The organism is Catellatospora coxensis (genome assembly GCF_016862635.1).
Classification (GTDB): Bacteria; Actinomycetota; Actinomycetes; order Mycobacteriales; family Micromonosporaceae; genus Catellatospora; species Catellatospora coxensis.
Map to the genome: position 1 here is coordinate 17,552 of NZ_BONI01000103.1, position 11,718 is coordinate 29,269.

At 73.2% G+C, this 11,718-nt stretch carries 8 protein-coding genes; 1 reads left to right on the forward strand and 7 read right to left on the reverse strand.

The features are described from left to right. Positions 1–89: 89 nt before the first annotated feature. The 3 genes from Cco03nite_RS37675 to Cco03nite_RS37685 form a co-directional block, all read right to left on the reverse strand. Positions 90–941 (reverse strand): esterase/lipase family protein, encoded by an 852-nt coding sequence (locus Cco03nite_RS37675; RefSeq protein WP_203698815.1) that lies wholly within the window; start codon positions 939–941, stop codon positions 90–92. A 152-nt stretch (positions 942–1,093) separates the two neighbouring features. Then, entirely contained in the window at positions 1,094–3,961 is a 2,868-nt protein-coding gene (locus tag Cco03nite_RS37680) for a hypothetical protein (protein WP_203698816.1), read from the reverse strand. Continuing rightward, entirely contained in the window at positions 3,948–5,732 is a 1,785-nt protein-coding gene (locus Cco03nite_RS37685; protein WP_203698817.1) for an HSP90 family protein, read from the reverse strand. Before Cco03nite_RS37685 ends, Cco03nite_RS37680 begins: the two co-directional genes overlap by 14 nt. Positions 5,733–5,851: 119 nt before the next feature. Between Cco03nite_RS37685 and Cco03nite_RS37690 the strand changes: the two genes are divergently transcribed. After that, positions 5,852–7,006, forward strand: a complete 1,155-nt coding sequence (locus Cco03nite_RS37690; RefSeq protein WP_203698818.1) for a pyridoxal phosphate-dependent aminotransferase — start codon at positions 5,852–5,854, stop codon at positions 7,004–7,006. Positions 7,007–7,042: 36 nt separating this feature from the next. On the opposite strand, the gene Cco03nite_RS37695 is transcribed toward Cco03nite_RS37690, so the two are convergent. The 4 genes from Cco03nite_RS37695 to Cco03nite_RS37710 all read right to left on the reverse strand — a co-directional run. Then, positions 7,043–7,558, reverse strand: coding sequence for a mycothiol transferase (locus tag Cco03nite_RS37695; RefSeq protein ID WP_203698819.1), 516 nt, complete (start codon positions 7,556–7,558; stop codon positions 7,043–7,045). Positions 7,559–7,688: 130 nt separating this feature from the next. Then, entirely contained in the window at positions 7,689–9,152 is a 1,464-nt protein-coding gene (gene pntB / locus Cco03nite_RS37700; RefSeq protein ID WP_203698820.1) for a Re/Si-specific NAD(P)(+) transhydrogenase subunit beta, read from the reverse strand. A 4-nt stretch (positions 9,153–9,156) separates the two neighbouring features. After that, positions 9,157–10,755: a Re/Si-specific NAD(P)(+) transhydrogenase subunit alpha gene (locus tag Cco03nite_RS37705; RefSeq protein WP_275412104.1), complete on the reverse strand. Its 1,599-nt coding sequence runs from the start codon at positions 10,753–10,755 to the stop codon at positions 9,157–9,159. A gap of 284 nt (positions 10,756–11,039) precedes the next feature. Next, the coding region (locus Cco03nite_RS37710; protein WP_203698821.1) for a TIGR03842 family LLM class F420-dependent oxidoreductase at positions 11,040–11,718 on the reverse strand (679 nt) is incomplete at its 5' end.

The window sequence follows — 11,718 nt, forward strand, 5'->3', positions numbered from 1 at the left end:
GTCCCGCGCCGACGGGGTCTCCCGCGGGGTGGGTTCTGCCGCGGCGGCTGCTTCTTCACCCGCGGCTGACCGCCGCGCCCGTCCCGCCGTCAGGTGGAGGTCGAGTAGTAGCAGGCGTTCTTGGCCCACTGCAGCGGGCCGACGCGGGTGCCCCAGGCGCTCCAGGTGGTGGCGCTCGCGGTGTGCCAGTATCGCGCCTGGAAGCTGCCGACCGCGGTCCTGAGCTCGGTATGGTCGAGATCGGCGTCGTACTGGATCTTGTGTTGGGCGTTCATGGCGACCCCGGACGCCTCGTCCACGTCACCGTCGTCGAAGGACGAGATCACCGTCCAGTCGGTGCCCATCGCCGACTCGGGCCGGGTCGCCAGCCCGTTGAGGAAGCTGCTTCCGGCCTGCATCTCCTTGCACTGCAACCAGAGCGTCAGGCTGCACCAGCCCGCGAACGTCGCGCCCGCGTGCGGGGTGCCCAGCGTGACGACGTCCTCGACGTAGACGTACGGCGGGTAGCCTGCGGTGCCCTTGGCGACCTCGGTGAGCGCCGAGCGGATCACCAGCCCGCCCATGGAGTGGGCGACCACGTCGACCTTCTCGCCGTTGACCGAGTACCGGCTGTAGATCTCGTTGGCCAGCGCCTTGCCCACCGTCTTGATCGACGTGTTCATGGTGTCGCCGGGAAACGTGATGTCGCAGTTCGTGTCGCCGGAGTAGTAGCCGAACTGGGTGAACTCGCCGGTCCAGCCCGCGTTGGCGAACTGGGCGGTCACCGCCGACCAGTAGGCGTCGCAGTCGGCGTTGCCGTCCGGGCTCCAGCCGTGGATGAAGATCACCCGGTTGGCCTGCCCGTTGGCTCGCGCCGGGGCGGCGTACGCCGGGGTCTGCGCGGTGAGCACCGCACTCCCGGCGACGAGCAGCGCGGCGAGCAGTGCTGTGAAACGTCGCATCGGCGGGTCCCGTCCTCGTGGCGGCAGCAGAAAGCCGCACGACATGACGGACTCTCGCGTCGGGCGGTGTCCGGCATTCTGCCCCACCGGTCCGGGCCCGGTCCACAGCGGAGGCGGCGGGTGGGACGCGCCGGTCCCACCCGCTGCCGTGCTCACTCGGGTTCGGGCAGGTCGTGCTCCTCGCGCAGCTTGCGGGCCTGGCCGGGGTCGCCCTGCTCGTCGAGCGCGCGGGCGAGCCAGGCGGCGGCGTCGCGGCGTGCGCCGTGGCCGGCGGGCAGCGCCTCGTACGCCCGGCGCAGCTGCTCCTGCCCGGCGGCGGTCCGGCCGGACACGACCAGCACCTGACCGTGGCGCAGCTCGGCGAGCGCGGCCTCCTCGAACGCGCCGATCGAGCGGAGCAGCGCGGCCGCCGGGGCGACCCGGGCCAGCGCGGTCTCGTGGTCGGGCTGGTCGTTGTTGGACAGCACCTGGGCGGCCTCGTAGCCGGCCATGGCCCGCTCCCAGGTGAACCCCGGCTGCTGCTCCTCGGGCACCTCGGTTACCTCGATCAGCTCCGCGAGCTGCCGGCACAGCGCGATCGACTCGTCGTGGCGCCCGGCGTGGAACAGCGCCATCACCTGGCGGCGGCGGGCGTGCACGGTGGCCAGGGCGAGATCGGCCTGCCCGTACGCGGCCGCGGCGGCGTCGAACCGGTCGGCGGCCTCGGCATCGCGGTCGACCTGCCACAGCAGCTCCCCCGCCCGCTCCAGCACGTCGCCCCGGTAGGCCAGCCGCTCGACCCCGCCGACCAGCTCCAGCAGGGCGTCGAGCTGCCCGACGGCGACGTGCACCTCACCTAGCTGCGCGTACGTCCGGGACAGGATGTCGCGCAGTTCGACGATCATCTCGTGGTGCTCGGGGTCGCGCTGCGCGAGGAACCACGACAGCGCCTCCTCGCCCACCTCGGCCGCCTCGGTGAACCGGCCGAGCGTGCCCAGGGCCAGCGCCAGCCGGTGCCGGGTGTACGCGGCCGGGCCGGGATCGCCCTGCGCCTCCATCAGGCACACGTGCTCGACGATGTCGTCGACGAACTCGCCGGCCCGGTCGGTCGTGACGAGCATGAAGCCGGCGTTGGCGCGGGCGCTGCGGCGCAGCTCCGGGTCCTCGGCGACGGCGGCGGCCTCCTCGAACGCGGCGATCGCCCCGGTGTTGTCGCCGAGCCGGCCGCACAGGTCGGCCAGGGCCCGCAGCAGGTTCGCGAGCTGGTCGCGGTGCGCGGTGCCGCGCAGCAGCGTCGCGGCGGCACGGATCTGCCGGGCGGCCTCGTCGAGGCGGTCCTCCGCCTGCAGCACGCCCGCGCGCAGGTGCAGCATGGCCGCGTGGCGGGCGGGCGGCAGCGCGCCGGGTTCGGCGTCGGCCCGGTCGAGCAGCGACGTCGCCAGGTCGAGTTCACCGGACGCGGCGGCGACCCACGCCGCCCGCATCAGCGCGGCGCGGCGCTGCCTCGGGTCGGTGTTGGCGGCCACGGCCAGTTCGGCGGCCTCGTACACGGCGGGCACGAGCGAGCCGTCGCCGGTCAGCTGCAGCGTGGCGATCTGCCACTGCAGCCGCGCGGCGTACTCCCGGGCCTGGTCACCGGCCCGCTCGAAGGCGGCCACGGCCTCGGCGAACGCGTGCGCGGTCGCGGACAGCTCGTCGTCGGGCAGCGCCACCGCGCGCAGCCGGGCCAGCCGGCCACGCTGCAGGTCCGTCAGCGGCGTGCGGTCGTACGCGGCCAGCAGCAGCCAGGTCAGGGCGCGGCCCCGCTCCCGCTCCTCGGCGTGGAACAGGTCGTCGACCAGGTCCAGGCAGCCGTCCAGGGACAGGTCCGCGGGCAGCTCGACGAGGTCGGCGGGCGGCTCGGCGGCGGGCGCGGGCTCGGGCACGGCGGCCGCGGCACGGGCCGCGGTGACCGACAGCGGCAGGTACTCCACCAGCGGCTTGGACTCGATCAGCGCGGCGACGCGGGTGCTCTGGTACGTGTTGCCGTTGCGCTCGTCGAAGCACACCGACAGGGCGACCGCGCGTTCGGCCAGCTGCCGCCCGAGGTCGGCGGCGGAGATCTCGCCCGCCGCGCGGCGGACCGGCAGGTCGCCACGGCCCGCCTCGGTGAGCCGGCGCAGCACCAGCGCGGCGGCCGCCGCGAACTCCATCTCGGTCTTCGGCGTCGGGGCCTGCTCCAGCCACGGCAGGTGCCGCTCGATCAGCTCCAGGCCGCGCGCCTCGTTGCCGGTGACGCCGCAGAACTCGACGTGCCGGGCGACCCGGCCCAGCTCCGCCTTGTTGTCGTCGAGCGCCCGGTAGGCGCGCCGGTGCGCGTCGCGGGCCTCGTCGAGGCGGCCGGTGCGCAGGTACGGGAACAGCAGCGTGGTCAGGATGCCGTGTGGCTGCTCCGAGCAGGTCAGCCGGCCGCTGAGCGCCTCCTGCGCCAGCGCGATCGCGTCCTCGTCGCGGCCGCGCCAGGCCAGGTGGTGCGCCTTCGACGACGGGTCGCAGCCCGCGCAGTCCGACAGCGCGTCGCGGGGCGCGGTGTCCCACAGCCGGTACCAGTGGTCGGCCTGCTCCTCGTCGCCCAGGTGCGCGGCGACGTCGTGGCGGTACGCGTACACCGCCTGCATGCTGTGCCCGCCGGACTGGTAGCGGCGCTGCATGTCGTCGAGCACCGCCATGGTGCGGGCGAGCGGCAGCTGCGGGAACAGCGTCATCGACGACACCATGTGCTTGAAGTGCCACAGCAGCAGATGCTCGTCGTGCTGGCTGCGCCGGCCCGGGTCGGCGTCGTAGTCGGCCAGGCAGCGGGCGAACGTCATCATCGCCTTCATCGGCTCGCCGCCGGCCTGGTAGCCGCTGGTCGCGGCCGCGTGCGCGGCGTAGAGCAGGTCCGCGTCGCCGAGCGCCTCGGCCTTGGCCAGTGTCTGCTCCACGACCGCGATGCGGGCCGGGCCGTCGGGGGTGTTCCAGGAGCGGTGGATCAGCTCGTGGACCTCGTCATACGTCGTCATGTGTGCTCCCGGGGGCGGCGGTGGGCATTGCCAGGTCGATCAGGTCGAGGAACGAGCGGTTGAGCAGCGCCATGTCCGCGGGGCGCAGCGGGTGGTGGCCGTACAGCAGGGCCTGCCCGTACAGCGAGGACACGGTGACGGCGACCAGTTCCGGGGTCGGCAACGCGCTCATCCGGCGTACCAGCGGATTGCGGTGGTTGAGCACCAGCTGCGGGCGCACCTGCGCCTCGGCCTGCTCGAACGACGACAGCACGCCCGCCCACAGGTCGTCGGAGCGCTGCGCGGTCTCGCGCAGCCGCCGCTGGAACGTGGCGTGGCGGTCGGTCAGGTACAGCGCGGGCATGCCCGGCGGGTCGAACGCCCGGACCACGACCTCGCAGCCGAGCGGGTCCATGGCCCGCTGCGCCGCGGCCGTGAACGGGCGCAGGGCCAGCTCGGCGGCCGGGTCGAGGGTGTCGAAGCGGGTGGACAGGTCGCTCGGGTCGAGCCGGTCCACCATGATCGTGTTGTCGAGCAGCGGCAGCCGTTCGATCAGCTCCGCGTCGAAGGTGTAGCCGCCGTTGACCACGGCCAGGCCCTGCGCCGCGGCGACGGCCGCGAGCTGCCGGAACTCGTCGTTGTCGGCGCTGTAGCGCACGGTGCCGTGGCGGCGGCGGAACTCCTCCAGCGGCATCCGGCCCATGTTGGTCTCCATCGGCCACCACTGGTCGACGACCCGCAGCATCTGCTCGTCGTGCATCGCCAGGGCCTTGACACCCAGATGGTGTACGGCGAGGAACCGGTGCATGCGGTCGGCGTCGGTGCGGGCCAGGTTCACCAGCCAGCCGCGCAGCTGCGCGCCGAGCTGCTCGCGCACCGACTCCAGCAGGCCGTCCTCGTACAGGGCCTCGCGGCTCGCGGTGGGGCGCAGCTCGGACGCGTCGACGATGCAGCGGGCGAAGAACGCCCACTCCGGCAGCAGGTCCTCGGCGCCCTCGGCGAGCAGCATGCGCTTGAGGTAGACGCGGTGGCCCGACTTCGCGGCCGGGTTCGCCGGGGTCGGCAGCACCAGGGCCACGCCGGTCAGGCCCGCCTCGGGCACGTTCAGCTCGATGGTGTCGAACGGGGTGAACCCGAACGCCTGCTCCACGGTGCTGATCAGCTCGGCGCGCCCGGCCTGCCAGGGCAGCGTCTCCGCGGTGACCAGGTCGCCGTCCACGCGTACCGGGTAGGGCAGCATCTCGCCGAACAGCCGCGCCAGGTCGCGCACCCGCTCGTGGTCGAGCCACGCCGCGGCGTCGCGGCGCGGCACCAGGGTGACGGTGGTGCCGACCTCCTGCCGGTCCGGGCCGGGTTTCGTCTCGTAGCGGCCGTCGGCGTAGCCGGTCCAGTACACCGTGGGGTGGCCCTCGTGGCGGGTCTGCACCCGGATCTCGTCGGCGACCAGGAAGCAGGACAGCAGGCCGATGCCGAACTGGCCGAGGAACTCGTGCCGGGAGAAGCCCAGCTCGTCGCGCTTGCCGCTGCGGCCGATGGTGGCCAGCAGCTCGTGCACCTGCTGCTCGGTCAGGCCCAGGCCGGTGTCGTGCACGCGCAGGGTGCCGTCGCCGGTGGTCTTCGGCGACTCCAGCCAGACCGAGGCGGGGGCGGTCGGGGCGAGCGCCCGGCGGGCGGTGATCGCGTCCACGGCGTTCTGCATCAGCTCGCGCACGTACACCCGCGGGCTGCTGTAGAGGTGGTGGCTGAGCAGGTCGACGATGCCACGCAGGTCGACCTGGAAGGACTGGTTCACCCGGCAGAGGCTACCGGCGCGCGTCCACCTGCGGTAACCGGCGGCCGGCCCCGGAACACGAGCCACCGGTCGCGGATTGGTCCTGTCTGCCGTACCCGCCGCCGGGGATCATCGACGGCATGACCGTTTCCCACGGCCCGGAGTCCGGCCGCCCGGCGAGGTTCCCGGTGGCGTCGATGTCGGACCTGGTGGACCGGCCCGTCCGGTACGACCTGGCCGAGAGCACGTCCCCGCCGCTGCGCCTGGACGAGCTGCTCGACGGCGACGTCGCCGACCGGCTCGGCGCGCTGGAGATCGGGTACGGCACCAGCCAGGGCGACGCCGAGCTGCGCGCCCTGATCGCCGCGGGCGCGGGCGTGTCCCCGGCCGACGTCCTGGTGACCGCCGGTGGCAGCTCGGGGATGTTCCTGCTGGCCTTCACGCTGTGCCGGCCGGAGGACCACGCGGTCGTGGTGACGCCGTGCTTCCCGCCGGCCCGCGCCGCCCTCGACGCGCTCGGCTGCCGGGTGACGCCCGTCGCCCTGAGCTTCGACGACGGGTACCGGCTCGACGTCGACGCGGTGGCCGCCGCGCTGACGCCGCAGACCCGGCTGGTGTCGCTGGCCTCGCCGCAGAACCCGTCCGGGGTGCGCTTCACCGAGCAGGAGCTGCGCGCCCTGCTCGGCCGGATGGCGGTAGCGGCCCCGCACGCGGTGCTGCTGGTCGACGAGACGTACCGGCAGTCCTGCTACGGCGCCGCCCCGGTGCCCCGGTCCACCGCGGGCCTGTCCCCGCGGGTGGTGACCTGCTCGTCGGTGTCCAAGGCGCACGGTGCTCCCGGCATCAGGGTCGGCTGGCTCACCGTCACCGACCCCGCGCTGTACGAGTCGCTGCGGGTGGCGAAGTTCAACACGCTCATCACCGGCTCCGGCGTGGACGAGCTGCTGGCCGCCGAGGTGCTGCGCCGGGAGGAGCAGATCCTCGGCGTACGCCGCACGGCGCTCGCCACCGCCCTGGACACCCTCGACCGGTGGACGGCCGGACACCGCGACGCGGTGGAGTTCGTCCGCCCCGACGGCGGTGCGCTGTGCTGCCTGCGGCTGCGCGCCGACCGCTACGACGACCAGGCGGTACGCCGCTTCCACGAAGAACTCGCGAAGCGGGAGACCCGGGTCGGGCTGGGCGGCTGGTTCGGCGAGCCGGACCGGGTGTTCCGGCTCGGCTTCGGCCACCTGCCCGCGCCGGACTTCCGGACCGCGCTGGAGCGGCTCGCCGAGGCCCTGGCGGTCGCCTGACCGCGGCGGCCGTCCGGTGTCGCGGGGCCGGTCAGGTCAGTGCTTGGACTTCCGCAGGAGGCCGCGGACGTAGGCGGCCTGGGCGACGTGGGCGACGTCGTCGTTGGCGACGCTGACGAGCCGCACGCCCATGGTCACCGGCGGGTCCCAGCGCTCGTCGACGATCCGGTCGAGGTCCTTGGGCTTCAGCCCGCGCAGCAGGTCCCGGGTGCGGGCGGAGACCGCGTCGAAGTACTCGACCAGCACGTCCGGCCCGTCCGGGCGTACCGCGGCGACCTGCTTGGCGGTGTGCCCGTAGCCGGTGTCACCGGGGTTGGCGCGCAGGCCCAGCCGCTCGGCCCACGGGCCGGTGACCCAGAGTTGGTCCTCGCCGAGCAGGTCCGCGACGTGGTCGTCCTGGATGCGGGTGAGGTGCCAGACCAGCCAGCCGATGGTGTTCGCCCCTGGCGCGGGCGCCCAGTGCAGCTGCTCGGCGGTCAGCCCGTCGACCGCCTCGTGCACCATCTCGGGGATCCGGTCGAACAGTTCGACGAGCAGCCCGTCCACATTCACCCGAGTCAGCCCTTCCCGACGCCCAGGGCCCCGGTCAACGTCCGGCAGCCCGCACGGCCTGCGAAAACAGGTCCGCCACCTTCGCACAGTAGCGCGAAGGCGGCGGACGCAGACCGTGAAGCGGGAAGTCCTACCGGCCCGCCCCGACCGGCACCCGGCCGGCGTCGGCGGCCTCGCGCTGCGCGCCGACCACCGGGCCGAGCGCGCCGACGATGTCCTCGACCCGTGCCTTGGCGTCGCCGAACAGCATCCGGGTGTTGTCGCGGAAGAACAGCGGGTTCTGCACCCCGGCGTAGCCCGCCGCCATGGACCGCTTGAACACGATCACGTGCTCGGCCTCCCACACGTGCAGCACCGGCATGCCCGCGATCGGGCTGCCCGGGTCGGCGGCGGCCGGGTTGACCGTGTCGTTGGCCCCGATCACCAGGACCACCGACGTGCCCGCGAAGTCGTCGTTGATCTCGTCCATCTCCAGCACGATGTCGTACGGCACGTCCGCCTCGGCGAGCAGCACGTTCATGTGCCCCGGCAGCCGCCCGGCCACCGGGTGGATGCCGAAACGCACCTGCACGCCCCGCGCCCGCAGCCGCCGGGTCAGCTCGGCGACCGGACCCTGCGCCTGCGCCACCGCCATGCCGTAGCCCGGCGTGATGATCACCGAGGTGGCGTCGCGCAGCAGCGCGGCGACGTCGGCGGCCGAGGTCTCCCGGTGCTCGCCGAGGTCGGCGTCCGACGCGGCGACCTGCTCGGTGCCGAAGCCGCCCGCGATGACCGACACGAACGAGCGGTTCATCGCCTGGCACATGATGTACGACAGGTACGCGCCCGACGAGCCGACCAGCGCGCCGGTCACGATCAGCAGGTCGTTGTCGAGCAGGAAGCCCGACGCCGCGGCCGCCCAGCCGGAGTAGCTGTTCAGCATCGACACGACCACCGGCATGTCGCCGCCGCCGATGGAGGCGACCAGGTGCCAGCCGAGCGCGAGCGCGATCACGGTGACCGCGATCAGCAGCCCGAGCTGCGGCGTGATGACGAACCACACGGTCAGCGCGACGAACGCGACCAGCGCGCCGAGGTTCAGCACGTGCCGTCCGGGCAGCATCAGCGGCCGGGACGCGATGCGCGCCGACAGCTTCAGGTACGCCACGATCGAGCCGGTGAAGGTGACCGCGCCGATGAAGACGCCGACGAACACCTCGGCGTGGTGGATGTGCAGCAGCGAACCGGTCAGCCCGGCCGGGGCGGCGTGCTCGACCTCCAGGTAGCCGTTCCAGCCGACGAGCACGGCGGCCAGCCCGACGAGGCTGTGCAGCACCGCGATCAGCTCGGGCATCCCGGTCATCTGCACGACCCGGGCCCGCCACAGCCCGATGCCGCCGCCGACCAGCATGGCGAGCACCAGCAGCGCGGCGGCCGCGGCGGTGATGTCGCGGACGGCGAGCGTGATGGTCGCGCCGAGCGCGACGGTCATGCCGGCGATGCCGTACACGACACCGGCGCGGGCCGTCTCGTGCTTGGACAGCCCGGCCAGGCTCAGGACGAACAGCAGCGCCGCGACGATGTACGCGGCCTGCACTGCGGTGATGGCGGTCATCTGATCAGCCCTTCGAGAACATGCCGAGCATGCGCCGGGTGACGGCGAACCCGCCGATGATGTTGACGGTGGCCAGCAGGATCGCGGCGGCGGCCAGCACGGTGACCACGAGGCTGCTGCCCTGCCCGATCTGCAGCAGCGCCCCGACCACGATGATCCCGGAGATCGCGTTGGTGACCGACATGAGCGGCGTGTGCAGCGCGTGGTGCACCTTGCCGACGACGTAGTAGCCGATGACGACGGCCAGCGCGAACACGGTGAAGTTGCCGACGAACTCCTTCGGCGCGAACGCGGTCAGCCCGAACAGCGCGGCCGCGCCCAGACCCACGTACGCGAAGGTCCGCCCCGGCGAGGCCGGTTTCTTCACCGGTGCGGCCGCCGGCGCGGGCGCGGCGGCCTGCGGTGCGGCCGACACCTGCACCGGCGGCGGGGGCCAGGTCACCGCGCCGTCGCGGGCCACGGTCATGGACCGCTGCACGACGTCGTCGAAGTCGAGCGCCAGCCGGCCGTCGCGGCCCGGGGTGAGCAGCTTCATCAGGTTGAGCAGGTTCGTCGCGTACAGCTGCGAGGCCTGCGCGGGCAGCCGCGCGGGCAGGTCGGTGTACCCGATGATGGACACGCCGTTGTCGGTGACGACCAGCTCGCCGGGTTTCGTGCCCTCGACGTTGCCGCCCTGCGCCGCGCCCATGTCGACGATGACGCTGCCGGGGCGCATGCTCGCCACGTGCTCGGCGCTCAGCAGTCGCGGCGCGGGGCGGCCCGGGATCAGCGCCGTCGTGATGATGATGTCGACCTCGGCGGCCTGGTCGGCGTACAGCTCCGCGGCGCGGCGGTCGTAGTCGGCCGAGGTCTGCTTGGCGTAGCCGTCACCGCCGCCCTGCTGCTCGGCCGCGACGGCGAGGAACTCGCCGCCCATCGAGCGCACCTGCTCGGCGACCTCCGGCCGCGGGTCGGTCGCCCGCACGATCGCGCCCAGGCTCTTCGCCGCCCCGATCGCGGCCAGCCCGGCCACACCCGCCCCGGCGACCAGCACCTTGGCCGGCGGGACCTTGCCCGCGGCGGTGACCTGCCCGGCGAAGAAGCGGCCGAACGTGTGCGCCGCCTCGACCACGGCCCGGTAGCCGGCGATGTTCGCCATCGAGCTGAGCACGTCCATCGACTGGGCGCGGGAGATGCGCGGCACCGCGTCCATCGCCAGCACGCTCACCCCGCGGCCGGCCAGCGAGGCGACCAGCTCGGGGTTGACGGCCGGTCCGATCAAACTGATCAGGGTCGTGCCCGCGCGCAGCGCCTCGACCTCGGCCGGGGACGGCGCGTTCACCTTGAGCACGACGTCGGCCTGCCAGCAGTCCTCACGGCTGCAGATCTTCGCGCCCGCCGCCTCGTACGCGTCGTCGGAGAAGCTCGACCGCCGGCCCGCCCCGGACTCGACCTCGACCTCGTAGCCGAGCTCGACCAGCTGCCGCACCACCGCCGGCGTCACCGCCACGCGGGTCTCCCCTGCCGCCGACTCGGCGGCGACACCCAGCCGCTGCGTCGTGGCCGGACCTTCTCCGGTACCCGGGAGCCCGCCCGGCTCCCCCAGGTCATGCTGCTGTCCCACCACGACTCCTGTCGGCACTGACTAGATCAATCGAGATGACAGTCATGTTGTGGCCACGACACAGCGGTCGTCAATGAACGCGCCGAGTAATCGAAGCCACACTTGCGCGGGTCACCCCGCACAGCGAGCATCAATACCCCTCGACAGTTACCAACTCCACACGCCCCGCCTGCCGCGGCCCGCCCCTTCGGTCGACGTTGGCCTATCTCATCGAAAAAACGTGCGTCGGATTCGATGAGATAGGCCGACGTCTGTGGAGTGCGGGTGCGGCGGCGGGTGCCGGGTCAGCCTCGCAGCGCCGGGATGACCTGGTCGCCGTACGCGCGCAGGGTCTCCTCCTTGGCGTCGTGCTGCAGGTAGACCGCGAACTGGTCCACGCCCAGCTCCTTGAGCCGGCTGAGCTTCTCGACGTGCGCCTCGACGGGGCCGAGCACGCAGAACCGGTCCACGATCTCGTCGGGCACGAAGTCGGCGTGGCTGTTGCCGGCCCGCCCGTGCTCGGCGTAGTCGTAGCCCGTGCGTCCCTTGATGTAGTCGGTCAGCGCCTGCGGCACCGCGCCGGTGTCGCCGTAGCGGGCCACGATGTCGGCGATGTGGTTGCCGACCATGCCGCCGAACCAGCGCGTCTGCGCCCGCTGGTAGGGCAGGTCGTCGCCGACGTACGCCGGGGCGGCCACGCAGAACTTCACCGCCATCGGGTCGCGCCCGGCGCGCTCTGCCGCGTCCCGCACCGCTTTGATCATCCAGGCGGCGATGTCGAGGTCGGCCAACTGCAGGATGAAGCCGTCGGCGACCTCGCCGGTCAGCTTCAGCGCCTTGGGGCCGTACGCGGCGACCCACACCTCCAGCCGCGAGTCCGTCACCCACGGGAAGCGCAGCGCCGATCCCCGGTGCTCGATCTCGCGGCCGTTGCCGAGTTCGCGGATCACGTGCACCGACTCGCGCAGCTCGGCCAGGTTCATC